21 protein-coding genes are annotated in these 24,708 nt (G+C 46.5%); 9 read left to right on the forward strand and 12 right to left on the reverse strand.

Annotated features, from left to right (window positions below; all coding sequences use genetic code 11):
• Window positions 1-58 precede the first annotated feature (58 nt).
• The 3 genes from pyrD to rhlP all read left to right on the forward strand — a co-directional run bounded on the left by pyrD (window position 59) and on the right by rhlP (window position 2,874).
• Complete coding sequence (gene pyrD / locus JM642_RS08965) at window positions 59-1,078, forward strand: quinone-dependent dihydroorotate dehydrogenase (RefSeq protein ID WP_037419316.1); 1,020 nt, start codon at window positions 59-61, stop codon at window positions 1,076-1,078.
• 200 nt (window positions 1,079-1,278) lie between these two features.
• Complete coding sequence (locus JM642_RS08970) at window positions 1,279-1,812, forward strand: cell division protein ZapC (RefSeq protein WP_037419319.1); 534 nt, start codon at window positions 1,279-1,281, stop codon at window positions 1,810-1,812.
• Window positions 1,813-2,025: 213 nt separating this feature from the next.
• Window positions 2,026-2,874 (forward strand): rhombotarget lipoprotein, encoded by an 849-nt coding sequence (gene rhlP / locus JM642_RS08975; protein WP_203433503.1) that lies wholly within the window; start codon window positions 2,026-2,028, stop codon window positions 2,872-2,874.
• Between the two features lie 653 nt (window positions 2,875-3,527).
• On the opposite strand, the gene JM642_RS08980 is transcribed toward rhlP, so the two are convergent.
• The 3 genes from JM642_RS08980 to JM642_RS08990 all read right to left on the reverse strand — a co-directional run bounded on the left by JM642_RS08980 (window position 3,528) and on the right by JM642_RS08990 (window position 6,735).
• Window positions 3,528-4,460 (reverse strand): GGDEF domain-containing protein, encoded by a 933-nt coding sequence (locus tag JM642_RS08980; RefSeq protein ID WP_172589246.1) that lies wholly within the window; start codon window positions 4,458-4,460, stop codon window positions 3,528-3,530.
• Between the two features lie 199 nt (window positions 4,461-4,659).
• Window positions 4,660-6,450: a DUF3413 domain-containing protein gene (locus tag JM642_RS08985; protein ID WP_172589245.1), complete on the reverse strand. Its 1,791-nt coding sequence runs from the start codon at window positions 6,448-6,450 to the stop codon at window positions 4,660-4,662.
• A 66-nt stretch (window positions 6,451-6,516) separates the two neighbouring features.
• Complete coding sequence (locus JM642_RS08990) at window positions 6,517-6,735, reverse strand: YejL family protein (RefSeq protein ID WP_011622981.1); 219 nt, start codon at window positions 6,733-6,735, stop codon at window positions 6,517-6,519.
• Between the two features lie 77 nt (window positions 6,736-6,812).
• Here JM642_RS08990 and yejK point away from each other — a divergent pair, with 77 nt between their 5' ends.
• Complete coding sequence (gene yejK / locus JM642_RS08995; RefSeq protein WP_037418093.1) at window positions 6,813-7,841, forward strand: nucleoid-associated protein YejK; 1,029 nt, start codon at window positions 6,813-6,815, stop codon at window positions 7,839-7,841.
• A 124-nt stretch (window positions 7,842-7,965) separates the two neighbouring features.
• On the opposite strand, the gene ccpA is transcribed toward yejK, so the two are convergent.
• Window positions 7,966-8,967, reverse strand: coding sequence for a diheme cytochrome c5 peroxidase CcpA (gene ccpA, locus JM642_RS09000; RefSeq protein WP_203433505.1), 1,002 nt, complete (start codon window positions 8,965-8,967; stop codon window positions 7,966-7,968).
• 504 nt (window positions 8,968-9,471) lie between these two features.
• Here ccpA and JM642_RS09005 point away from each other — a divergent pair.
• Both JM642_RS09005 and JM642_RS09010 read left to right on the forward strand, forming a co-directional pair.
• Window positions 9,472-10,347 carry a 6-carboxytetrahydropterin synthase gene (locus tag JM642_RS09005; protein WP_203433507.1) on the forward strand — a complete coding sequence of 292 codons (876 nt, stop codon included), beginning with the start codon at window positions 9,472-9,474 and terminating at the stop codon, window positions 10,345-10,347.
• A gap of 65 nt (window positions 10,348-10,412) precedes the next feature.
• The gene (locus JM642_RS09010; RefSeq protein ID WP_203433509.1) at window positions 10,413-11,333 is read left to right on the forward strand and encodes a M23 family metallopeptidase; all 921 of its coding nucleotides are present in this window, start codon (window positions 10,413-10,415) and stop codon (window positions 11,331-11,333) included.
• Window positions 11,334-11,403: 70 nt separating this feature from the next.
• Here JM642_RS09010 and JM642_RS09015 read toward each other — a convergent pair whose 3' ends face one another.
• The 3 genes from JM642_RS09015 to JM642_RS09025 all read right to left on the reverse strand — a co-directional run bounded on the left by JM642_RS09015 (window position 11,404) and on the right by JM642_RS09025 (window position 13,093).
• On the reverse strand, window positions 11,404-11,664 hold the full coding sequence (locus tag JM642_RS09015; RefSeq protein ID WP_011626406.1) for a DUF5062 family protein: 261 nt from the start codon (window positions 11,662-11,664) through the stop codon (window positions 11,404-11,406).
• Window positions 11,665-11,896: 232 nt separating this feature from the next.
• Window positions 11,897-12,511: a VOC family protein gene (locus tag JM642_RS09020; RefSeq protein WP_172589241.1), complete on the reverse strand. Its 615-nt coding sequence runs from the start codon at window positions 12,509-12,511 to the stop codon at window positions 11,897-11,899.
• 66 nt (window positions 12,512-12,577) lie between these two features.
• On the reverse strand, window positions 12,578-13,093 hold the full coding sequence (locus JM642_RS09025) for a L,D-transpeptidase family protein (protein WP_080612373.1): 516 nt from the start codon (window positions 13,091-13,093) through the stop codon (window positions 12,578-12,580).
• A 158-nt stretch (window positions 13,094-13,251) separates the two neighbouring features.
• On the opposite strand from JM642_RS09025, the gene JM642_RS09030 reads away from it, so the two are divergent.
• The gene (locus JM642_RS09030) at window positions 13,252-14,121 is read left to right on the forward strand and encodes an ion transporter (RefSeq protein ID WP_037418109.1); all 870 of its coding nucleotides are present in this window, start codon (window positions 13,252-13,254) and stop codon (window positions 14,119-14,121) included.
• A 104-nt stretch (window positions 14,122-14,225) separates the two neighbouring features.
• Here the strand turns inward: JM642_RS09030 and ppx are convergent, their stop codons facing one another.
• Together ppx and ppk1 are read right to left on the reverse strand one after the other, a co-directional pair.
• A complete protein-coding gene (gene ppx, locus JM642_RS09035) occupies window positions 14,226-15,743 on the reverse strand; it encodes an exopolyphosphatase (protein ID WP_144375053.1) in 1,518 nt (505 codons plus the stop codon).
• A 42-nt stretch (window positions 15,744-15,785) separates the two neighbouring features.
• Window positions 15,786-17,948: a polyphosphate kinase 1 gene (gene ppk1, locus JM642_RS09040; protein ID WP_203433511.1), complete on the reverse strand. Its 2,163-nt coding sequence runs from the start codon at window positions 17,946-17,948 to the stop codon at window positions 15,786-15,788.
• A 319-nt stretch (window positions 17,949-18,267) separates the two neighbouring features.
• Between ppk1 and yegD the strand changes: the two genes are divergently transcribed.
• Window positions 18,268-19,722 carry a molecular chaperone gene (gene yegD / locus JM642_RS09045; protein ID WP_203433513.1) on the forward strand — a complete coding sequence of 485 codons (1,455 nt, stop codon included), beginning with the start codon at window positions 18,268-18,270 and terminating at the stop codon, window positions 19,720-19,722.
• A gap of 22 nt (window positions 19,723-19,744) precedes the next feature.
• Window positions 19,745-20,242, forward strand: coding sequence for a CreA family protein (locus tag JM642_RS09050; RefSeq protein ID WP_203433515.1), 498 nt, complete (start codon window positions 19,745-19,747; stop codon window positions 20,240-20,242).
• A 111-nt stretch (window positions 20,243-20,353) separates the two neighbouring features.
• Here JM642_RS09050 and JM642_RS09055 read toward each other — a convergent pair whose 3' ends face one another.
• From JM642_RS09055 to pdsR, 3 genes are all read right to left on the reverse strand, one after another.
• Entirely contained in the window at window positions 20,354-21,553 is a 1,200-nt protein-coding gene (locus tag JM642_RS09055; RefSeq protein WP_203433517.1) for a cystathionine beta-lyase, read from the reverse strand.
• A 125-nt stretch (window positions 21,554-21,678) separates the two neighbouring features.
• Entirely contained in the window at window positions 21,679-23,838 is a 2,160-nt protein-coding gene (pdsS, locus tag JM642_RS09060) for a proteobacterial dedicated sortase system histidine kinase (protein ID WP_203433519.1), read from the reverse strand.
• A gap of 32 nt (window positions 23,839-23,870) precedes the next feature.
• Window positions 23,871-24,563: a proteobacterial dedicated sortase system response regulator gene (gene pdsR / locus JM642_RS09065; RefSeq protein WP_037418159.1), complete on the reverse strand. Its 693-nt coding sequence runs from the start codon at window positions 24,561-24,563 to the stop codon at window positions 23,871-23,873.
• Window positions 24,564-24,708 lie beyond the last annotated feature (145 nt).

The raw sequence follows: 24,708 nt of genomic DNA on the forward strand, positions 1-24,708 counted from the left end.
TTATAACAATCAGAAGCCCTGGCGATCGCCGGGGCTTTTTTTAGGTCGAGGAAAGTACATGTTTTATAAAATCGCACAGAAAGTCATGTTTCAGATGGATCCTGAGCGAGCGCATAATTTAGCCATTGGTAGCCTGAGACTGACAGGTAATAGCCCTCTGAATGCTTTTTATGCTCAGCATATTGCTCCTGCGCCAGTGAGTTTTATGGGGCTGACGTTTCCAAATCCTGTGGGGTTAGCCGCAGGTATGGATAAAGATGGTGAGTCGATCGATGCTTTTCATGCGATGGGATTTGGTCATGTGGAAGTGGGAACTGTTACTCCAAGACCACAACCCGGTAATGATTTACCCCGTTTATTTAGATTAAAACCCGCCAAGGCGATTATCAATCGCATGGGCTTTAATAACAAAGGTGTCGATAATCTGGTCAAAAATTTGATCGCAAAGAAAACCGATATCATGGTTGGGGTCAATATAGGTAAAAATAAAGACACGCCAGTAGAGCAGGGGAAAGACGATTATTTGATCTGCATGGATAAAGTTTATCCTTATGCCGCCTATATTGCAGTGAATATTTCATCACCCAATACGCCAGGATTACGATCGTTGCAATATGGCGATCTATTAGATGAATTATTAAGCGCATTAAAAACCAAGCAACTTGAGCTAGCTGAGAAGCATAAAAAATATGTACCAATAGCCCTTAAAATTGCTCCCGATTTAACCACAGAAGAAATTGAAAATATTGCTCAAGCATTAATTAAAAATCAGTTTGATGGTGCAATTGCGACCAATACAACCTTAACTCGTGACGGTGTTAGTGGGCTTACCAATGCTAATGAAAGCGGTGGTTTAAGCGGTAAACCTTTAACAGAACTGTCAACAAAAGTGATTAAACAATTGGCGACTTCTTTACAGGGAAAACTCCCAATTATTGGTGTGGGCGGGATTAATAGTGCTGAAGATGCCTTAGCAAAATTTGATGCCGGTGCGACAATGGTTCAGATTTACTCTGGTTTTATTTATCAAGGTCCAAAGTTAATTAAAGAGATAGTTGAAGCTTATCGCTTAAAATAATGATCTTTACATCTCACTAAGGATCTAAACCAAGATCTTTTATCATAACCGCGATCTAAAACGATCATCAGATCGCGGTTATGATCTCTAAATAGATCTTCTAAGTAATTGTTAATTAATTTGTATTTTATTATTTTTATTTTGATATTGCATAAAATATCTACTATGATGTGGCAGTGTTCAAATAGTAGGTAAACGTTATGTTATTATTGCCACAAAAGGATTGGCACTGGAAATATAACGATTCGTATGGTGTATTAGGCGTTTCGTTAGGTTCCGAGATAGAATTTCTGACGGCTTATAAAGCGAAATCATTAATTCCTGATGCCTTATCAAGCATGGAATTTAATATCGCGCACGCCAAATTCTATATGAGCTTACTCGACAAGTTGCCAAAAAACTTATCTCTAACCGATGCCGCAATAGTGCAAATTGCCCTTAATGCGACAGCGGCCCATTTTATGCTGACTCCCCAAATGCCTAAATCTTGGTTTTTTGATACCAGTGATGTATGCGTTTACAGTGATGTAGGTAAAGTCTTTGAGCTTAAATGCCAAAAACAACGTGCATTAGTGTTAGTCGTCGAAAACACCTTACAATCGGCGTTAGTGATGTTGCTATCGCCTGAATGTGTGTTATCCGGTGCTAAAACTATGGTGCAGTTCGAAACTATTAAAGTAATGCATAATCGTTTACACCCACTTCGCGCACAGCGGCATGTGGTTGCAGCATAATCATTATGATTAGTTTGTGATGTTATTTATGTCGTTATCAAAGCCAAAGCCGCATTTCGATGCGGCTTTGTTGTTTTTAAGCCTCTAAAAAGCCAAACAAAAGCGCGATATGTGAAGTTAACGGCTTGTTTTTACAGCAGTGACTCGCTAAGGTAGCGGCAATATGTACGGGTTGCGTGGCCTGTGCGCAGTAAGGATACGGTAGGGAAACAGATGAAGACAAAATTCATAGCGCTTGTGGGTGCGCTGGCATCGATTAGCATCATGCTTGGTGGTTGCAGTGCTTTTTTTAACGGTAACACCACCGAAAAAAACGTCGTTTCCAGCAGTCTGGTTGAATATCTCTATCCCGACAATAAACAGCGTGAGGCGCAGCAGCCTAGTATCCCAGTGCTGCGTCTTCCCATCACGGTTGGTATCGCCTTTTTACCTTCCACCCATTGGCAATACGAAGCCCTCGATAGCAGCTCGCAAATCGCCTTGCTGGATAAAGTGAAACAGTCATTTGTTAAATATGACTTTATTGACCGTATCGAATTAATTCCCAGTACTTACCTTAAAAATGGCAAAGGTTTTAGCACCTTGCAGCAGGTTGCCCGCTTACACGATGTCGATGTGATGGCACTGGTGTCTTACGATCAACTGTTACAAAGCAGCGAGAATAAGGCTTCACTGCTGTATTGGACCATAGTCGGCATGTATATGGTGCCCGGCAATGAAAACGCGATCCAAACCTTTGTCGATACCGCAGTATTTGATATGCGCAGCCAAAAAATGTTGTTTAGGGCGCCCGGCATCAACCAACTGACCGACACGTCAACCGCGGTGAGCGTCACCAACGTGCTACGTGAAAAATCCACCGAAGGCTTTGAGCTGGCGGTAAACGATATGATCACTAACTTAGACGCTGAATTAGCCCGCTTTAAAACCCGTGTGAAAGAAGAACATATTGCGACCATTGAACATAAACAAGGTTATAGCGGCGGAGGCAGTTTATCCCTATTAATCCTCTCGCTACTGGGTATATTTGCGCTTCGCCGTTTAACTATCTGCCGAGAATAGTTGAGTTGATTGGTTTGAGCCTATTTAGTCAGATAGGTAAGGTGGGATAGGGAAGGTTAGTTAGGATGATAGTTATGCCGTTAAGAGCACTGCTTTATTGACGGCAATCTTAACTAACCATTACACGGTTAATCCGGTTAAAGGCTTTTGCCCCAAGTAAGATAAGTTTGTCGTCAGGTGTGTAGGATGAATTGTCATTGTTTCCCCTGTGACAGGCCGCCATTTTATTTCACAAGAAGCATCCCTGAGGGCTCGACGGCGGCATCCATGCCGCCAACGGTCACAGTTGCAACAATGCCAATCTTAACGACCATTGAACTGTTCATCTGGCTAAAAGCTTTTGACCCATTATGTGTTTCGGGTCGTTAGCTCAACCGAAAATTCCCACACCTGCTGCCATACATATTCTTATCTATTTGCCTATGTTTGGCCTTACCAGAAATCGACTAACAATGTATGGGTATATGGGCTATCCAGTACACCTGACGACAAATTTGTCTTGAATTGAGGAATAAACTGTTAAGCCGCGAAACCATTCTATTGGACTATAAAGCAGGCTCAATGGCGATAAAAACTGCCTTACTGGCTAAAAATGCTTATCCGATCTTGAGTCTTAAGCTGAATTTAAATGGCTAAACTTTCTTTGAGCTGGTTTATTCCGCATCACAGACTCGATTTCTGCCTGTGCGTTTCGCTCGCATCATGGCCTGATCAGCATTATTAAATAGAGTCTCCAAGAGTGCTTGTGCTTCATCGGGATGATTGATTTGAGGCAAGATCAAGGATGATATGCCGAAGCTTGCGGTGCAATGAATGGTGTGTCCATCAAGGTAAAGTGGCTGTGTATCAAATCCATGGCGAATCGACTCTGCAATTTGCCATGCTTGTTCATGTTGAGTGTTGGGTAAAATCAGCCCAAATTCTTCGCCGCCTAAACGAGCAAGAATATCATTTGTTCTCAGTTTAGTTTGCGTCAGCTGTGCGATATGGATAAGGGCAGCATCGCCTGTAGCATGTCCCCATTGATCATTGACGCGCTTAAAATGGTCAATATCAAACATAATAAACGCCAGCGCTTGGCCTGACTGATGTGCGATAGGGTGCCCAAAATGGAAAAAGGCGCGGCGATTGTAGAGTTTTGTGAGCTCGTCGGTATTTGCAAGGCGCTCTGCGATGAACTTAGCCTCGATTAATGCCTGTTCCATGTGTTTACGTTCAGTGATATCAGTGGCAATTTCTATCCGAACCAGGCGGCCATCGGTCCAACGAATCGCTTGATCTCGACACTGGTACCAACGCTTATTTTGGGTATTTTGAAACTCCCATACATGTACACCAGTGGCGTCGCCCTCGGGCCCAATCAGTTTGTGGTTGGTGCAAAAAGCACAGGGACTATTTTGGCCTGCTTGGAGGAGTTGATAGCACTTTTTACCCGCGGGTTTTCCCCAAATGGCCGTTCCATAATCGTTTAAATACAGTAGCTCATAGCTGTGTAAATCAGAAACGTAGACCAGCGCATCTAGGCTGTTGAGGATAGTATGAATGGCGTCAAAGGCTTGATTCTGATCGTTTTTAATAAGAGTCATGGAATGAGATCAGCCAAATAAAAATATCATTTATGAGTCATATAGTTATTTTAGCATTTAATGGACTAACTGTCTGATATTAGTTTAGTAATGGTGTGATTAATGTGATCAAGTTGTTGGCTTTGCAACACGCTACTCGCAATGAAATTGTTAAAACAAAGAGCCCTAAGTGATTTAGGGCTTTGAGGTAAAATACTTTTTAGTGATTGTAAAGGCGCCTGCCTTCGCGCATCACTTGAATAAGCTCAGGTGCGCTCATCTTTTTGTGCAGTCTGTGCTCAAAGTTTTCATCGTAAATGCGGTATTTGCCATGGCGGTCGATGACGGTGATTTCCGACTGTTGGTAAATGGCAAAAATGCGACTGTCACCGATGTAAATCCAGGTTTCTTGGCTTGGTTGCAACAGGCTACGGCCCGCACTGTAGTCTGTGGGGTTATTGGTACAGCCTAAGACATGGGTCATTAAAGTGGGAACGATACCATAGTGGCTAGTGCGATAGTTAACCGTGCTAGCTCCTACATTTGGCCAGTGGATAACCAGTGGGACTCTAACGCTATCTGGTGACAAATTACGCAGCGCTTCGTCACTATTGCTGGTAAACATTTTGCCGTTGACGCCGGTGATCACCACTAAGGTATCGCTAGGTAATTGACTTACAATCGATTGAATTTGCTTATCAATAAAATTCAATGATTGGCGATATTGGTTAAATAATACCTTTTGCGCGGGTTGTAAATTCGCATCGGCTTTGACAGTTTCGATACCGAGGAAGCCTACCGGTGTATCAAAATTCTCGGGTGCTTTGAGGTTTACTAGAGCAAACCAAGGACGTTGTTGCACGCTTTGCCACTGTGTAAAGTGGCCAACACTAAGAATATCCGCCTCGGCACTGCCATTGGTTTCTTTGGCAATGACGGGGGTAAAGTCATTAAACATGGCCTTGGCTGCACGCAAATTCAGATTGGTTTCTGGGATAAACAAGCCTAGTTCATAACCTGCTTGCTTAAAGCTGCGGGTGATGATTGGACTTGTAGTATTGAAGATGCGTGCATCGCCATAGCTGCCTTGTAAACCATAAAGTAGGGAGAACATGCCCGTCTTAAATTGATTGCCGCCACTGTAGTGGTGAGTAAAATGCTGATTCTGCTCGGTGTATTGATGCAAAAACGGCATGGTCTCGGCGTCCACCATATCGGCACGTAAGCTGTCGATGGTTAGCATTAATACGTTTGGTTTATTATCCGCTTGGCATTGCAGTGGTTGGATAGGATAGCTGAGCACATTAGTGGCATGATTCGCGTCATCATCGATTTGGGATGAACCGTCAATGCCATGGCTTTCCATAAAACTACGAGCCGTTGCGGGGTACGACAGCGGATACGTGTCATCGAAACGGGTGATTTCGGTGATATCAGCGGCATCGGCCCAAATATGGATCAAATGGCTGCTAACAAAGCATACTCCAACAAAGGCTATGACTTTATTGCCAAGATTGAGTTTTTGGATTTTTTCAATCCGCTTCCACAGGAAGTTCGCCGCCGTTAGCTCAATCACCAAAATGGCGATGGGCGTGACGATATAGGACGTACCGTGGAGTAGGGCGCTCAAATCGGCCCAGGCTAAATCAAAGGCGAAGGGACTTAAGTGCATGCCGTAATCGGCATAAACAATCGTGTCATACAATAAAATACACAGGCTTAAGGTCGCAATAACGGCCGCTAAGCCTCTGAGTATCTTGGAGTAAGGTAAGATTAACGTCAGTGGGAATAGGCAGATCAAGTAGGCGATAAAAGCAAGAAAACTGAACTGGCCAATGGTGCTGACGGCGAGATAGCCCCAGCCAAACCAGGTTTCGGGATAACCCACACTACTTAAATAGCGTGTGCCGACGATCATAGCCAATAGGCCATTAAAGAAGGCGAACCAATGTCCCCAGTTGATAAGTCGCGATACGCGATCGCGGCTCATTTGTTTTTTTCGCTCGACCATAGTGATCCGCTTATTCCTAAAAGGCGTTGTATCTTATGCTGTTTTAATCATTGTTACTCGACTAACTTAATTGGATTTCACCGATTGTGCGAGCGCTTTCGCAAATTGTTCTGCTACCGCTTGGCGAGATTCGCTTGGCACTTTGCGCTCGAGCAGGTGAGTGACACAGTTGCCTAACGCCATCAGGCTTAAGTCAGTAGGAGCTTTGTGCTTTTCGAGTACCGCTAAAATTTCGGCGATTAATGATTCAACTTGTGCGTTTGAGTATTTCGATTGGATTGCCATAATCAAAAAATGTTTCACTTTGGAATGGATTAGCGGCATATAATAGCGGATTTATTCCAGCATCACTATCAGGGCTTATGAGTATTAACATCGAACAAGCAATTATTCACGAGATTTCCCAGGACAGTCAGGGTCAATTACGCTGCCGTTTACGTCCTCAACCTCTGCTGAACGGTCAGGCTGTCGAGATGATGCTCGAAGAGTTGCATCAGACTTATACCAGCAAATCCGGCAAAGGATTCGGTTATTTTGGTATTCACGGTGATGATGGTGAGGCTAATCCGGCGTTTGCCAATGCGCTAAAGGAATACCGTGCAGGGGATTTAGGTTTCGTCGAATTTACCGGCCAAGCCAGTAAGTTGTTGCAGGAAGAGTTGGCAAAATATGATTTTAGCCAAGGCGGATTCCTGTTGATGTCCTGCTACACCAACATGGCGAGTGATTATTTGTTTGTGGCGCTACTCAGTGCAAAATCGTCAATGACGGTACTCGATGATATGGAGCTGTCACAAAATAACCATTTGGATTTAAACAATATCCAGTTGGCTGCGCGAATCGATCTCACCGAATGGCAGGCTGATAAAGATTCTCGCAAGTACATCTCCTTTATCCGTGGGCGTGCAGGCCGTAAAGTGGCGGACTTCTTCCTCGACTTTATGGGCTGTGTCGAAGGGGTAAATACCAAGGCGCAAAACAAAACCTTGATGAACGCGGTGGAAGACTTTGTCGCCAGCAGCGATCTGACCAAAGAAGAACGTCAGCAATGTCGTAATAAAGTGTTTGAATATTGCTCCGAGCGGTTCGATGAAGGCGCCGATATTGAGATCAAAGATTTAGCGGATGAGCTTGCCGATCAAGGTATGGAGTCTTTCTATGACTTTGCCCGTGGTGGCAGTTATGAGCTGGATGAAGAATTCCCCGCCGATAAATCGACCTTAAGACAATTGAAGAAGTTTTCGGGTACCGGTGGCGGTGTCACCATTAGCTTCGATGGTGGCCATTTAGGTCAACGGGTGATTTACGATCCGATTTCCGACACAATTTTGATTAAAGGCGTGCCAGCAAACTTAAAAGATCAGCTAGATAGACGTCTTAAGGGCGAATAAGCCGCTTGGGATAATATCGCTTAAGCTTTAAGCGTCAGCTTTTTAAGCACCAAGCATTAAACAAAAGGCCGAGGAGTTTATCCTCGGCCTTTGTTTTATGCTAAATGCTTCTTAGGTTTAACCTTTATTTTGCTCCCGTCGCAAAAGGTACTGGGCGCGGAGTTTCTTTATTCGATGGGGGAAGGATCGGCAGGGTGATCTGTGGCTGTTCACCGGTCAGTGAATTTAAGAACGCCACCATTTCCTTGGTTTCCTTGTCGGTAAGCTTTTGCCCTAACTGAATATCTGCCATGGTATTTACCGCTTCTTCTAGCGTCCAAACGCTGCCGTCGTGGAAGTAGGGGTAGGTGAGCTCGATATTACGCAGTGTCGGTACTTTAAACACATATTTATCCGCATCCTTACCCGTTACACCTTTACGACCTTCGGCGGGGTTATTGGTATGGAAGGGTTTAATTAGTCCCATCTTCATAAACATAGTACCGCCTACCGCAGGGCCGTTGTGGCAACTGACGCAGCCTTTATCCTTAAACAGTTGGTAACCCGCCTTGGCTTCGCTGCTTATCGCATCCTGTTTACCTAATAGATATTGATCGAATGGGCTATTTGGCGTGACTAAGGTTTTTTCGAAGGCGGCAATGGCATCGGTTAAGCGGTCAATATCGACTTTTTCATCGCCGTAAACCTTGGCAAAGCGGGCACGGTAAGCGGGCATTGAGGCAATGGTTTCGGTGGCGAGTTCATGGGTAAAGCCCATTTCTTTGGGGTTGGCAATTGGGCCCGCGGCTTGTTCTTTTAAGTCGCTGGCGCGGCCATCCCAGAATTGCGCCAGCATAAAGTCGGCGTTCAGCACGGTTGGTGAGTTAATTGGGCCTTCTTGCCAATGGTGACCAATCGAAGTGGGCAGGGCATCCACGCCGCCGGTGGAGAGGTTGTGGCAAGAGTTACAGGAAATAAAACCTGATTTAGACAGCCTTGGTTCAAAAAACAGCATTTTACCCAGCTCCACCTTTTCGGGTTCAGTGATTTTTGCTGGGGAAATGACTTCAATCGGTTCGGCGGCAACGGCGTAGCTACTCGCTACTATAGCTGTGAGGGTTATCGCGATAGCGGTAAGTTTTGTCATCTGGTTTTCTCCCTTATTAACCTTGTTAATTGTATGGTTTATAGGGCGATAGTAACGACTAAAATGGCTTAGGGATAACGCCTTGTTTCGATTGGGTCTATCGCTGTTGTGGATTAGATTTTTGTGAGCTAATTCGCTGTTTTTACTCGATTAACTCTGTAGGGTTTGCGGTGTTTCGTTTAGGGTTTTGCTTGCTAATCTGTAGTGTCTATTAGTGTGCGGCTGAAACTATCTGTCGGTCACGATATGGCCGATTAAACAGTTTGCGTTATTTTGTGTTTGTTACTCATGCGATAGCAAACTATGGTGGGCTCAAGTTCGTTTACACATGTCTTAAGATAAAAAGTATCTAAGAAAGGATTCATTTGTCGCAGGGCGAAGCAGAATTGATTAGAATCCTTATTATTTGGGTAAGCTTGGTGTCTGTCCAAGTGAGCGTGCTCGGCCATCGCTAAGTGGCGCAATCCCTATTAAGGTGGACTGTTTTTCTGCCGAGGAGAGTCAATGCAACTGTTTGTAAAAGATTTAACCGTGATCGATTTTTCTTACCTGTGCCCAAAGCGTGGCATGGTGGGGGAAAGCTGGATTGTCGATGTCGTATTAGAAGGCGGTCTAGACGAGCAAAATATGGTGCTCGATTTTGCCAAGGTCAAACGTGCGATTAAGCACACGATTGATGCGGTGGCCGATCATCGTTTATTGGTGCCTACTGCCTGCAGCGGCGTGCGTTGGCAGCAGCAGGGCGATCGGGTGTGGATGGATTTTGAAAGCGCGCTCGGTGAGATCCACTTAGCTTGTCCTTCCCAAGCCTTTGCACTCGTTCCATCGGAACAGATTGATATTCCAAGCGTTAACGCCTTTTTACAAAAAGCCCTACGGGAAACTCTGCCCGATAATGTTGAAGGAATTAGCCTCACTTTAAGGCATGAGATCCTGAACGCGCCTTACTATCACTACAGCCATGGTTTGCGTAAACACGATGGTAATTGCCAGCGGATTGCCCATGGTCATCGCAGCCCAGTTCAAGTGTTTGAGAATGGCGTGTCCGTGCCGAAATGGGATGAGTATTGGGCCAAGCGTTGGCACGATATCTACCTCGGTAGCGAAGAGGATTTAGTCTCGGTGAAGACGTTAAACCTATCGCCACAAACGCGGATCAGCGATGACAGCCATTATGGTTTCCATTATCAAGCGCCTCAGGGGGATTTCCAACTGGCGATGCCCAAGGAATGTTGTGATTTGATCCCGCACGATACCACGGTCGAATTGCTGGCAGACTATATGGCAACCACTTTAGCCACGAAAGTGCCTTCAAGCCAGTTTACTGTGATTGCCTACGAAGGTGTGGGTAAAGGCGCCATAGTGACCAAAGGGAATTAACCCTGTCGATTTTTTAACGCCCTAATCTTTAGGGCGTTATTGTTTGAATAAGGATTTTTGAAAATATGCTAAACGCTGTACCTAAGGCTCTACCTAAGTTGTTAAAAACGTTGCCGAACATGCTATCGCGCACTTGTAAGGCGGCGTTATTGCCACTTTTGACCCTGTTTAGCTTATCGACTCAAGCACAAGTGAGTTTTGACGGTAAATTTGAACAGGGTGCGTTAATTCGTGGTAAAGCCCCAGCGGGTACGCAGGTAAGTCTTAATGGCGAGGCCGTTAAAGTGACGCCTGATGGTCATTTTGCCTTTGGTTTTGATAGGGATGCGCAGCTGACTCAAGAATTACGTTTGATGTATCCCGATGGCTTAACTGAAGTTAAACCGTTAAATATCAAGAAGCGAGAGTACAATATTCAGAATGTTAAAGGGATCAGCAATAAGATTATGAAGCCCGATCCCGTGGCGCAGGAGCGAGCAGCAAAGGATACGGCGCAGGTCAAAGCGGCACGCGGGACTTTTAGTGAACAAACCGCGTTTTTACAATCGTTTATTTGGCCATTAACCGGCAGGATCTCGGGTGTATATGGTAGTCAGCGTATTTATAACGATGTGCCTGGCAACCCACATTTTGGTGTGGATGTGGCGGCGAAAACCGGCACTGTGGTGGTCGCACCCGCCGATGGGGTGATTAGCCTGTCGGTTCCCGATATGTTTTATTCAGGCGGGACTATGGTTATCGACCATGGCTATGGCGTGAGTTCAAGTTTTTTACACTTAAGCAAACTCTATGTGAATGCGGGCGAAACCGTTAAGCAAGGGCAAGCTGTGGCTGAAGTTGGGGCGACAGGGCGAGCGAATGGTCCGCATTTAGATTGGCGATTGAATTGGTTCCAAATGCGCCTCGATCCGACAACCATAGTGCCACCGATGGCCACTGTGTTGGCGGCGGAAAAAGCACAGAAAGTACAAAAAGTCGCGAAGTAACTCCCGCGTCTATTTCTTATTTCCACACAGGGCACCCAATCATTGGTGCCCTGTTTTTGTGTTTGAGTGCTTATTGCAATAAAGGATGATCAGTCGGCAGATGGCGGATGATCCACAGTACCAGTTTGTGCTTCATATTCGGGCCGTCTTCTTTATCTTTTGCTAAGGGTTGGATCAGATTATCGGTCACTAAAAGTCGATAAATACATTCCACTTTATCCTTGGGCGACACACCCTTGTCAAAGTCATCAAAACCGCGTTTTTTGGCGTAGCCGATCCCAATTTCGAGGGCGAGTTTGAGTAGCTGTGCCTCGTGCTTATGTGGCTTCATGTGCTGCATCCTTATGGGTATCACGGCAATGCGCATCGGCGACTCCCGTGGTCGATAACACAAAATCGAGAAAACCTAATGACTAACCAAAGTGTTAATAGCTTGAATCTAGGCTATTTCAACCGTTATTGCTGCTGATTTTTTCGCAAACTGCCTGTTTAATGCAATCCATTATAAGTCATTGGAATTGCTGTCACATTCCTAATGTCAACGGTTTGCGCCTCGATTGATCTTATATCTCCGCCTGTTCGCTGGCGATAACCGCTTTAATGCTGTGCGGGTGGATTTTGATACAGATATCGGCTCGTTTAAAGGCGATGGTGGGGTTAGCTAAGCGTTCTTTATCGCCCTTAGGCGAGCTAAATTTCACTTTTATTGGCGCTTCGGTTAAGGATGCCGAATGCCCTTGGAGTAATTGCACAAGTGAGGGGCTCAAATGAGTCAGTTCTTGACCTAGACTGTCGCAGTCCTGTGCAGTGGATGGCAATACCAGCTCGATATGCTCCCAGCCTTCTTGAGGATAAACGGTATCACTAGGATAGGGGAGTTCGACACAGTCGATGCTAAAGTTGCCGAGTCTTAAGGGCTTATCCAGTTCAATGATCAGGATTGTGCGACCATTAATTTGATTATCCGAGATGATCCGCCCGCGGGCACTTAAGGCTTGCTTGAGTGCATCGGCAGCGGCGATACTGTTCACCCTCAGGGCGACATGATCGCAATGCAATGCTTTATCTGCTAAGCCCAATTGGTCTAGAAACGCTAATATCTTCGCCTCAAATTCAGGCCATGTCTGTTCTAATGCTTCGAAGCTCAATACATTAGCTTCTGTGTTTGCTGTTGACATCAAAAATCCTTAAAGCAGGTAACACAAATAAAAACGCCCATTTAACTGGGCGTATTCTGTGATGGCTTAGGGCCAAATCTCGATGGGTGTACCTTCATCAACGGCTTTCCACACTTCGTCCATCTCGGCGTTAGTAATGGCGATACAACCATCGGTCCAGTTGTATTGCTGTGCTTGCTCAGGAGGGAGAGGAGAGCGTGGGTTCTGGCCATGGATCATGATCATGCCACCGGGTCTGATCCCTAGCGCCTTGGCTCTTAGCTTATCTTCTTCATTCGGATAAGAAATATGGATGGACTTATAATAGGCGCTATCGGACTTTTTATAGTCCAGAATATAACGGCCCTGTGGTGTACGTTGGTCGCCTTCAGTCAACTTATGGCCTGTCGGCAAGTCACCCATAGCAATGCGATATTGTTTCAGGACTTTGCCATCCCTTAATAAGGCCATATTGGATTCAGACTTAGTGATTACCACTAAATCGACTTTGCCAATACTCGATGAGGCGAGCACTTGGGGAGAAATCAGTGCGGCGAGAGTTATTGCCACAGTAATGGATTTGGAAAGTAGTGGTACGCGCATGTCTTCCTCTAAAATGACGCTGTTAACGCTTTTTTTTGCGCATCATACCGCAAATTTTTGCCAATGTGAGTAGATAATTTTGAGCGAGTAGCAATTGCATGGCAGACTTTGGCAATTAGGAGCAGATAACGCTATTTACCGCAAGGATGTTTTCCCCTATGTCAAACCATTCGCTTGAAAAACTGGACACTGAAAGCCCATTTAAACGTAAGTTACGCATCATTATTTTTGGTACCGATACACCCGCAGGCCGTTATTTTGATCTTGGTCTGATCATTTGTATTGTACTGAGTGTGGCGTTGGTGTTTCTTGACACAGTTGAAGCGTTTCATCGGGATTATGGACACATTATTCGGGTGTTAGAGTGGGTGTTTACGCTGATTTTTACCGTTGAATACGGTTTGAGGCTTTATTGCGCGACCCATCCTGTACTGTATGCCCGCAGTTTTTATGGGTTAGTGGATTTATTATCGGTACTGCCTAGTTATCTCGCGCTCTTTATTCCTGGAGCTAATTTCACCTTAGTGATTCGTGTGCTGCGACTTTTTCGGATTTTTAGGGTGCTTAAATTACTGCGCTACTTAAGCGAGGGTAATTTGCTGCTTAAGGCGATGATGCAATCTAGCCGTAAAGTGTTCCTATTTTTCTTTTCGGTGAGTTTAATCATCATGGTATTAAGTGCCGTGATGTATGTCGTTGAGGGGCCTGAGAATGGCTTTAGCTCTATTCCTAAGTCAGTATATTGGACTATTGTGACCATCACGACGGTAGGATACGGAGATATCACGCCGAAAACCGAACTAGGCCAAGCGATTGCCGCATTTACCATGTTGCTGGGTTACTCCATTATTGCGATCCCTACGGGTATTTTAACCGCTGAAATTTCCCAAGAAGCGGGACGGCATAGGGATCTGCGTACTTGTAATCAATGCCATAAAATGGGTCATGATTTAGATGCAACCTACTGTAATCGCTGTGGTTGTGAGCTTGATAAGCTCGAGATACCTCAAGGGAAGGGGGATAAATAGCATAAGGCGTTTATCAGCTCATCCCTTAGAGCACTCAATGTCTCTGAGGGATGAAATGCTTTTATTCACTGGCGATGCTTGTTTAGCATGCCACTTTTTACTTCTTACGGTTTCTCTTGGCGCTGCTCAAGGCTTGAAACAAAACGCAACTGCATCCCTAGGGACGCCATTTGTTTCTGTTCCCGCTGCAAATCCTTCATAAACAGGCTAATTTTACGTTTATGGCTGGGTAGCACTAGCATGAGGCCATCTGGAATCACTTGGATTTTCTCAAGCACTAGGGCTTTGGCAATTCGGCCTAAATGCACTAACACCGCCAAGCGCAGTAGACAGGCGAGACGAATGAGGGTGAGTTTGTGGCTAAGCTCTAATTCGGCCAGTAGCAATTGATTGGGTTTCTTACGGTGGTTTGCGATCAGTCTGGCTAAATCCTGTTGCAGCGCCTCACTAAAACCCGGTAAATCACTGTTACTAATGATATAAGCACCGTGTTTATGTAATGCCTTGGAGTTGATGTGTAACCCAATTTCATGCAGGGTCGCAGCGTAGGATAGTAAGCGTGCATGGGGTCTTAATCCCCATTCATCGGCGACTTGCTCAAACAGCGCCATGGCGGTGTCACGCACTTTAGCCGCATGGGGCATATCCACATGGTAAAGCTGGGCAATACTGTCAACGGTGCGGTGGCGAATGTCTTGATATTGACCGATTTTGGCTAATTCGTAGAGCACGCCTTCGCGCAGGGCGCCTGGACTAAACTCCAATTGCTCAATGGGTAAACGTCTAAAAAAGCTGATTAAAATCGCAAGGCCAGCAGGCACTAGCGGCGTGCGTTTATCATCGACATTGGCAAAGTGCACTTGGCTGATGTGTCCGCACTTAATCAGTTTCAGCTTTAATTGTTTGAGGCGGGCGAGGGTGACGATTTCATCACCATGTTCTTCTTGGATTGCTTCGCAAATAGCTTTTACGGTGCCAGAGCTGCCGAGCACTAAGTCCCAATCGCCACTGAAATATTCCTTCGACAGTGAAGCAAATTGTTTGTCGGCAGCGCTTTGCGCCCCGCGAAACGACGCTGGAGTAATTTGGCCATCGATAAAAAAGCGTTCATTAAAACTCACGCAGCCACAGCGTAGGCTCGATAAATGGGTAGGGGTATTTTTTTGCCCGAGCACTACTTCGGTAGAGCCGCCACCGATATCGATAACGATATTACGTTTCCCAAGTACTTGGCTTTGGGCAATGCCGTTATAAATGAGCCGTGCTTCTTCATGGCCAGAAATCACCTCCACTGGATAGGGCATAATACGCAGCGCTGCCTCAATAAACTGCTCACGGTTTTTAGCTACTCTTAAGGTGTGGGTGGCGACTAAGCGTACCTGCGCTTGGTCGAGGTTTGAAAAACGCTGATTAAAGTCCCGTAGGCAATTTAGGCCGCGTTCGATAGCATCAGCACTGAGAATATTTTGCGCATTGAGGCCTGTCGCTAACTGAACTTGCTGTTTTTCTTTGTGTAATATCTGCAAACTGCCGTCTTGCTCTCGGGCGATAACCAAGTGAAAACTGTTTGAGCCCATGTCGATGGCGACAAAGTGTCGCGGCTGTGAATGTGTGGCAACCAATCGGATTATCCTTAGGCAATCGAGACTAAAATAAAGCCAGCGTTAGCTGGCTTTGGCCTGTAATGCGGGATCGAGAGTCAGTGCTTGTGCTTGCTCTACTTCAAGCTTTGCAGCTTCCCGTTGGGCGTTTAATTCTTGCTGTAACCGCCTTTCATAATTAATCAGATATTGATAAATGGCAATTTGAGAACGCACTTTACGTTTATTACCGCGATTACGATAAGGATTACTCTGTTCCTTATTGATAATGCGAGCCTTAGTATTATCGTTGAATTGTAACGATAAAATATCCATCACCATTTGTTTTAGACGCGGATCATAGATTGGTACGCTCACTTCAACACGGTTATCAATATTGCGGCTCATCCAATCGGCGGAGCAAATAAACAACTTATTTTCGCCACCCGCGTGAAATAGCATCACCCGAGAGTGCTCCAAAAAGCGGTCGACAATACTGTAAACTTCGATGTTATCGCTGATCCCCGGAATTTGCGGTATCAGCGAGCAAATTCCGCGGATCAATAATTTGACTTTGACGCCCGCAGCTGATGCTTCATAGAGCTTTTGTACTAGAGACTCATCGAGTAAGTTATTTAATTTTAAAGTAATCGCCGCCTTAATATGGCTTTGGGCGTTAACAATCTCTTTATCAATCAAATGGGTGAGCTTTTGTCGCGCATCATAGGGTGACACAATCAAATGCTGGAAGTTATCACGGCGGTAGGGATGTTCAATTAAGTCGAACACTTGCTCCACTTCGCGGGCGATTTCCTGATTGGCGGTAAAGAGGGACAAATCGGTATAGACCCGTGCCGTGCCTTCGTTAAAGTTGCCTGAGCCGACATGGCAGTAAAGCTTCATTTCGCCTTGCTCTTCACGGCCAATTAAGCACAACTTAGAGTGTACTTTTAAGCTGGTGATCCCATGGTGGACCTTTACGCCGGCTTCGGCGAGTACTCGCGTCCATTCAATGTTGGATTGCTCGTCAAATCTAGCCCGTAGTTCTATTACCGCAGTGACTTGTTTACCATTTTTGACTGCATCGATAAGTGATTGCATCACATGGGATTTTTTCGCTACCCGGTACAGATTGATGCGAATAAACCGTACCGCAGGATCGTAGGCGGCTTGACGTACCATTTCCGTAAAGTGGGAGAACTTATGGTACGGATAATTAAGCATAATATCGCCCATTTTGATCGCATCGAAACTGTTGGCACTGCGGCCAAAGCCCGAGCTATTCAGCGCGGGCAGTTTCTCGTTTTCGAGGTAATCACGGCTGGGGTTGGGAAAGCCAATAAAGTCTTTGAAACTGTGGTAACGCCCGCCTGGGATCAAACATTCAGTAGAGCTGATATTTAAATTTTCCTTCAGCATTTCAAGCATATGTTCGGGCATTTCTTTGTCGTATACCAAACGCACAGGTTCAGCCGTCAGGCGCTTTTTCAGACCCTTGGTCATTTTTTCTAGCTGAGTTTGTTCTAGCTCATCGGTAATATCAAAATCCGCATCGCGGGTGAGCTTCATCGAATAAACTTCAATCGCATCGTATTCAAAAAACGGCCCAAACAACTCATCCACACAGTGGCGGATAATATTATCCAGCAGGATCAGGTATTTTTTGGCTTTAGATTTCTCAGCAGGTAACTCGATAAAACGCGGGACATTTTTGGTGGGTACCTCTACGAGAGCATATTGTCTGCGCAACTTAGTGTATAAGCATACGCAAAGGTAAGTTGCATCATCGTTGATATGTTTTACGAGGTCGCGATTGTTATTGACGATAAGCGGCGCGATATGACGTTTAAAATGATCGCGAAAATGTTTTTTAAGCCAGTTACTGTGGAACTCGCTTAATTGTTTTTCGTTGATTAACAAAATATTGCGGCGGACTAACTCACGCATCAGCTCGACGTAAATACTGTCGAAACGTTCCTGCAATGCCATGACTTTGGTCTGAATTTTGGCCATTAGGTGACGGCTATTGCTGCGACCTTCTTGCAGCGCAGAGAGCAGAATTGATCGTCTGACCGCGGCCACCCGCACCCGGAAAAACTCATCCATATTATTGGAGAATATACCTAAAAAGCGCACGCGCTCAACAATTGGCACATTGGGGTCGCAGGCCTCTTGCAGCACTCGCTCATTAAATGACAACCAAGAGAGTTCTTTATCAATCGACAATTTATCGGTATTCGGGGACACTGCACAGCTCCTTTAAGCAAGCGTCATGGCGCAGTATACAATAGCATTCATACATCGGAGTGCAATCAGATTTACTGCTACAAATGAAGGGATTTAAAGGCAAATTCCCCTTCGGGCGAAAGTCATTAGTCTATAAAGATACGAACGGAATATGTCAGATTGATGACCATTGTGACAAAAATGTGACTTTAACTTAACGCTGGCTAGTCATGAGTTTACAAGGTAAAGGGTAGGATATGCACTAGGCTTTCTTTGGGATTGAGGCAAACTGTGTTAACGTGCTCGGCTTTTTATTGTGGTATGACTTAGAGGTAAGCGGATGTTTGTTGGATTTGATTATGGCAGTGCCAACTGTGCCGTTGGGATCATGCAGGGAGATGAAGTATCACTCTTACCAATATCCACCGATTCAACTTATTTACCGTCAACGCTATATGCGATGGACCGAGAGTTAATTGCCGAAGCCGTTTATCGCGCTCTTCCCACAGAATTAAAAGCCGATTATGCCCAAAAACGCGCCGCGCAATTAAGCCGCGCCCGTATGGTACGTCATGAATTAGATCTCGATGCCGAGACGCCAGCGGTGTTTGTGGGTGAGCAGGCCGTGGCCGCGTATCTTGAAATGCCGGAAGAAGGTTTTTATGTCCGTTCGCCAAAATCCTTTTTAGGTGCAACTGGCCTTAGACCCGAGCAAGTTGCCCTGTTTGAAGACATAGTCACTTTAATGATGCAGCATATTAAAATGCGCGCCGAAGCCGTACTCGCCGAAAAGGGCGTAACATCCGCAGGCGAAGCCAGCATTACCCATGCAGTGATTGGTCGCCCAGTGAATTTTCAGGGCATTGGTGGTGAAGAGAGCAACCGCCAAGCCGAGGCCATTTTAACCTTAGCGGCGAAACGGGCGGGATTTGTCGATGTGGCGTTTCTGTTTGAGCCGCTTGCCGCGGGTATGGACTATGAAGCCAGCCTCAAATCCGATCAAACCGTACTGGTAGTCGACGTCGGTGGCGGTACCACCGACTGTTCTGTAGTTAAAATGGGGCCTAAGCATCAGGCGAATTTCGACCGCAGTGCCGATTGTCTTGGCCATAGCGGCCAGCGTATTGGTGGTAATGATCTGGATATCGCATTGGCGATGAATGCCTTTATGCCGCACTTTGGTTTAGGTTCGCTTATGGGGAATGGTAAACCTATGCCGAGTAATCCCTTTTGGAATGCGGTGGCAGTAAACGATATTAGTGTCCAGCGTGAGTTTGCCACCTTGAGCACTCGCAAGTTGATAGATGAACTGATCAAAGAAGCTGAGCAGCCACATTTATTAAAAAGATTGCTCAAAGTGCAGCAACAACAGTTAAGCTACCAAATTGTACGTTTAGCCGAGCGAGCTAAAATAGCCTTATCTGAGGCTCAAACAACTGAAAGTTCACTGGAATTTATTGAGGCCAAGCTCAATGTTCAAGTGAGTCGCGATTGTTTTGAAAATGCCATTGAACCGTCATTGACTAAGATAGAAGCCTTAATGCACCAAGCACTGACTCAGGCGGCCAAGAGTCTTGCTGGCAATGGATTAGCACCTGAAGAACTGGCTGTCGAGGCTGGAATCTATGAGTGCCAACCCGATGTGATTTATGTGACGGGCGGTACCGCACGAAGCCCAGCAATTTACGCTAAAATCACTAGCCTTTATCCCGATACGCCTGTGGTGGTTGGGGATCACTTTGGTTCGGTGACGGCTGGTTTAACGCGTTGGGCACAAAAGTGTTTTGCTCAATAGGATGATGAATAAGGATAAACAGATGAAGAAAGTTAATCAGGCTTTAATGTCTTTGCTGGCCGTGACGTTGGCGGGGACACTGCTCACGGGCTGTGGTGATGATGTGGGCAAAGTGAGCCTCGGTTTATTTACCACGAAAGACGTGATTATCGATGCCAAGCAAGACCCGAAAATCCCCGGCGTGACCTGCCATATTAGCCGTATCGAAGCGAATCTTGATTTTGCCGATCCCTCCGATATGGGCATTAGTTGCCGTCAAACGGGGCCGATTTCCGCCGCCGATATCGCCAAAATCGATAAGAGCAAACACGGCGAAGTAGTATTTACCGAATCCTTAAGCATCTTATTTAAAACTTTAAAAGTGCGCCGAATTTACGATGCGCCCAATCAAACGCTGTTGTATTTGTCTTATTCAACCAAAGAGACTAATGGCAGCCACAAACATGCCTTATCGACCGTGCCTTTATACGGCTCTCAGGCGTGGGTTGACCCCGCAATAAGTGTGGCGCAGCCAAAATAGTAAAGGTGGATGAAGCCGAAGTAATACGGTAGAGGGGCACAACGAAGGCGGGGCAAAATGAAGGCGAGATAATTCCCGCCTTCATTGTTTAACATATAAGTTGTTTAAGCCTTATTTGGCCTTGACAGCGAGTACGGCATTAAAGCGCTCGAAGCCCGCACTGAGATCGGCAATTAAATCATCGGGATCTTCTAGGCCAATATGCACACGGATCAATGGTTTGCTTGCATCCCATTGAGTGGCGCTACGGATTTTTTCAATTCCGAAAATCCCTAGGATCAGACTCTCATAACCGCCCCAAGAAAAGCCCATTTTAAAATGCTGCATATTTTCAACAAGTGCAGTGACCGCATCCTGATCCCCTTGCTTTAATACAAAGGAAAACAAACCATTTGATGCGCTAAAGTCGCGTTTAAAGAACGCATGTCCTGGGCAGGTATCAAAGGCGGGGTGACGTAAATGGTCAACCTCGGGGCGAGTTTTCAACCAGTTAGCCACTTTAAGGGCATTTTTTTCATGCTGCGCCATGCGCACGCCTAGGGTGCGTAATCCGCGTGTGGCGAGATACACATCATCTGGGGAAGTGGTTTGTCCCAATAAATAACTGCGCTCACGCAGCTGCGGCCAGTGCTTTTCGTTGGCGGTCGCGGTGCCAATCATCACATCAGAGTGACCGACGATATATTTAGTCGCGGCTTGAATCGACACATCGACCCCCATCTCGAAGGGCTTGCTATTGATTGGCGAGGCCCAAGTGTTGTCGAGAATAGTCACTAATCCGTGTTCATGGGCGATACGGCACAGGGTTGGGACGTCCTGCACTTCCATGGTGATGGAGCCGGGAGATTCTAAAAACAGCACCTTAGTGTTGGGGCGGATAAGCGCGCGAATACCTTCACCAATCAGGGGATCGTAATAGGTAGTCTCAATATTAAAGCCAGCCAGAATATGGCTGCAAAGATCGCGGGTCGGCTCGTACACACTGTCGACCATCAACAGGTGATCGCCCGCCTGTAAAAACGATAATAAAGCCGCGCTAATCGCTGCCGCACCCGAGGGATACAGCGCCGTACCTACGCCACCTTCGAGCTCACTGATCGCCGCTTGAAACGCAAAGTGGGTCGGGGTGCCGCGGCGGCCGTAAAACATTTCGCCATTGGTTTTGTTTTTGGCGGCGTGACGCATGTCTTCCATGGTGTCGAAGACAATAGTGGATGCGCGAAATACGGGCGGATTAATCACGCCCTTGGTCCATTTTTTATCTCGACCGACGCTGACGATTTGGGTGGCTAGCTGATGTTTATCTGTCATAGGGCTTACCTTGGCGAGTCAGTTTTTATGTTGTTATCCATTGTGATGGCCGTCATCTTAGCATCTGCCCGTGAAAATGGCAGGAGGCAAACAGATGAGTTTGCCTCAAGTTGTAAGTCTTTGTATTAGCTAAGCGGCAGGGTGACCAGAATATCGACCCCATCGTTTTCGCTGCGATTACGGGCCAAAATTTTCCCTTGGTGGAATTCGGTCACAAGCCGCGCAATATATAAACCTAAGCCAAGGTGAGGTTTATCTTGGGCTTGATTGGCCCGCACCGAGACCATGGAATCGAAGATCTGCTCCGACATATCCACTGGCAACTGTGGTCCTAAGTTACTGATAAGCAGAGTAGCCTGTTTGCCAACTTGGGTGAGAGTCACTTCAATTGCACTGCCTTGATGACAAAACTCGATGGCGTTAGCGATAAGTTTGTCCATCAATTGGGCGATGTATTCGGGCACGCCCTGCATCATCAAAGGTTGCTCGGGCACTTTGACGCTAAATTGCTGCTCAGGGTAGGTCATTTGATAGCCTTGCATACAACCGCTCACTACTTGGGATAGCGGGAACTTAGTCACATCGGCCTGAGTTAAGCTCTGCTCGAGGCGCGTTGCCTCACTCATATTGTTCAAAATCATGCTTAAACGGCTTACCCCTTCTTGGGCGCGGTCGACATATTTTTGGGTGTCTTTATCTAAGGTTTGCAGATTTAAGTGTTCTAAAGAGGAGCGCACCACAGCAACAGGAGTACGTAGCTCATGGGATAAGCGTGACGACATGTTCTCCAAATAATGAGTGTATTGGCCTAAACGTCCGACAATGCTGGCAAAACTGCGGGATAAGTCGCCAATCTCGTCCCGCGCCTTAGAGGGTTTTAAATGGTTCCGCACCCGGCCTTGGCTGTCGATGGCATTCTCGGCTTCATCGCGCAGTTTGCGGATACGATTCGAAATACTTGAGGCGAAGAAAAACAGCGCTAAGGTGCCCATGCTCATAATGGTCAGGATCACGTTAAACAGTTTTTCCAGTGCGCGGTTACGCAGGGTGCGAATACCGTGGGTGGTTTCTTCGGCCACCACGGCGCCCATCACATTGTTATCAATCCAAATCGGGCTGGCGGCTGCAAGCACCACAGCCTTATTGTCTGGCGTCAGTCGCCAGGTCGAGCTTTGTTGTCCCGCAAGGGCTTTTTGAATATGGCTACCGTCGAGTTCGGTCGAGTCCTGTAGGGAATCGATAAAATCCTTCGGCGGTTTAGTGAGGATTTTATAGTAGAGTGGGTGTAGGTAGTCGCGCTGAAAACGCTGCCATAGTGAGTTGCTATTTTCATCATCGAGGGTGCGCGTCCACACACTGTTACTGTCACGGATATCGCCAGACTTCGCGAGCACACGCCCGTGTTTATCGACCACCCAAATCCGCGAGCTATAGTGGCTCATCCCTTTGATAATATTTTCAATTTCGGGTGATGGCACTAAGACTGTACCGAGTTTATCGACGGTATCTAAGGCCGAGGTGCCAACCACTGCGGTCACATCGCGGTATTTGCTGTCATTCACATCGGCAATGGCAAACCCCAGTTTGCTACCCACCATATCTAAGGGAATACGCAGTTCGATATTGTAGCCCACATCCGTGGTGGCCCATTGTCCTTGAATACGGACTTCGGGCGTCACGGGCACGGTTTGTTTAGGATTGGCGGGCAGCTCGAAGGCACTGATCCAACCGGACTGGGTCGTAGCCACGATATAACGCTTAAATTTATTGTCGGGAGCAAGGGTCGCAATCGACAGGTGATCGTTTCTATCGACACTTAAGGCATTTTTGCCACGAAATACCACATTGGGATCGACCACCTGAAAAAAGGCATACAGATAACCATCGTACTGACCCACCATATGGGTAAAACTTAAGGTGAGCGACGTGCTGGGATCGGCACGCATGATGAGATTCGCCTCACCGTACTGGATAAATCTGTGCTGATATTCCTGCCATTCATTGAGTTTGCCATCGAGCAGGATCGCGCCCGCTAAGGGGTAAGCATAGAGATCGCGACTCTTTTCAACCTGTTTTAAAAAGCTGGCTTGACCATCGAACAGTTTCGGCCGCTCGTGCAGGGCGGTCGCTAAGGCTTGGGTGGTGCCCTCTAAGGTGCGTTCCTGACCGTGGCGCAGGTATTTTTCCATCTCCCACACATATTGGTACCCCAGCCAAGGTAGGCAGAGTAAAAACAGGCTGAGGCCAATAACTTTAGTGCGAAGACCGAAGGGAAAACGTGTCATAGAATGCTGGCTAATCTGCTATTTGGCATGGTTTAGGCTAGGCTGTCCCAGCGATAGCCCATACCGTAAACGGTATCGATACAATCAAATTCGGGCGCGGCAGCCATAAACTTCTTACGGATGCGCTTCACATGGGATGTGATAGTGCTGTCATCGACAAAAATCTTCGCCTCCTGCATCAGCTCATGGCGGCTTCGGACATGCCCCGGGTGTTTGGCAAGGGCGTGCACCATCCAAAACTCGGTGACTGTGAGTTCTATCGGGATCTGATTCCAAGAAACCAGCATTCGATTGGCATCGATGGTGAGCGGTCCGCGCTCCAGTAAATTCTCCTGCGATGTTTGGCTGGTGGCTAACTCAGAGCGGCGAAACAGCGCGGCTAAACGAGCGGTCAAATGGGGGAAACTGACTTCTTTGCTCAGGTAATCATCGGCGCCTAAACGCAGGCCACACACAGTATCAAAATCGCTATCCCGCGCGGTTAAGAAGATGATCGGCAGAGTGTTTGACATGGCGCGTAGGGACTGACACAGCATAAAACCGCCATCAATCTCATTGCCAAGGCCGATATCGATAATGGCTAAATCCGGCAGACGGGTATTAAACGCCAACATGGCCGATGGCCTGTCGGCATAGGTTTGCACACTGTAACCGTGTTGCTGCAACACATCCTTGTAATTTTCGCGAATGGCCGCTTCATCTTCCACAATGGCGATACGTTTCATTTAGCCATCTTCCTATTGACTGCTGGGGATAAGTTTTCGTGACTATACAGGAATTTATTTCTGAGAAAAGCTCCCGAATGCAATTGCCATTTTGTTGCCACAATTGATAGTCGCATTGCCATTTTCCATCCCCGCTTATGCCATG

The sequence above is a fragment of the Shewanella sp. LZH-2 genome (assembly GCF_016859145.1).
GTDB classification, from domain to species: Bacteria; Pseudomonadota; Gammaproteobacteria; order Enterobacterales; family Shewanellaceae; genus Shewanella; species Shewanella xiamenensis.

Coding starts and splice junctions, on each gene's coding strand:
- JM642_RS09005 (WP_203433507.1), top strand. CDS start 9,472: ATGCAACTGTTTGTAAAAGATTTAACCGTGATCGATTTTTCTTACCTG.
- JM642_RS09030 (WP_037418109.1), top strand. CDS start 13,252: ATGTCAAACCATTCGCTTGAAAAACTGGACACTGAAAGCCCATTTAAA.
- pdsR (WP_037418159.1), bottom strand. CDS start 24,563: ATGAAACGTATCGCCATTGTGGAAGATGAAGCGGCCATTCGCGAAAAT.
- yejK (WP_037418093.1), top strand. CDS start 6,813: ATGAGTATTAACATCGAACAAGCAATTATTCACGAGATTTCCCAGGAC.
- JM642_RS09015 (WP_011626406.1), bottom strand. CDS start 11,664: ATGAAGCCACATAAGCACGAGGCACAGCTACTCAAACTCGCCCTCGAA.
- pyrD (WP_037419316.1), top strand. CDS start 59: ATGTTTTATAAAATCGCACAGAAAGTCATGTTTCAGATGGATCCTGAG.
- JM642_RS09050 (WP_203433515.1), top strand. CDS start 19,745: ATGAAGAAAGTTAATCAGGCTTTAATGTCTTTGCTGGCCGTGACGTTG.
- pdsS (WP_203433519.1), bottom strand. CDS start 23,838: ATGACACGTTTTCCCTTCGGTCTTCGCACTAAAGTTATTGGCCTCAGC.
- JM642_RS09010 (WP_203433509.1), top strand. CDS start 10,413: ATGCTAAACGCTGTACCTAAGGCTCTACCTAAGTTGTTAAAAACGTTG.
- JM642_RS08990 (WP_011622981.1), bottom strand. CDS start 6,735: ATGGCAATCCAATCGAAATACTCAAACGCACAAGTTGAATCATTAATC.
- JM642_RS08980 (WP_172589246.1), bottom strand. CDS start 4,460: ATGACTCTTATTAAAAACGATCAGAATCAAGCCTTTGACGCCATTCAT.
- JM642_RS09025 (WP_080612373.1), bottom strand. CDS start 13,093: ATGCGCGTACCACTACTTTCCAAATCCATTACTGTGGCAATAACTCTC.
- ccpA (WP_203433505.1), bottom strand. CDS start 8,967: ATGACAAAACTTACCGCTATCGCGATAACCCTCACAGCTATAGTAGCG.
- JM642_RS08985 (WP_172589245.1), bottom strand. CDS start 6,450: ATGGTCGAGCGAAAAAAACAAATGAGCCGCGATCGCGTATCGCGACTT.
- JM642_RS09020 (WP_172589241.1), bottom strand. CDS start 12,511: ATGTCAACAGCAAACACAGAAGCTAATGTATTGAGCTTCGAAGCATTA.
- JM642_RS08970 (WP_037419319.1), top strand. CDS start 1,279: ATGTTATTATTGCCACAAAAGGATTGGCACTGGAAATATAACGATTCG.
- rhlP (WP_203433503.1), top strand. CDS start 2,026: ATGAAGACAAAATTCATAGCGCTTGTGGGTGCGCTGGCATCGATTAGC.
- JM642_RS09055 (WP_203433517.1), bottom strand. CDS start 21,553: ATGACAGATAAACATCAGCTAGCCACCCAAATCGTCAGCGTCGGTCGA.
- yegD (WP_203433513.1), top strand. CDS start 18,268: ATGTTTGTTGGATTTGATTATGGCAGTGCCAACTGTGCCGTTGGGATC.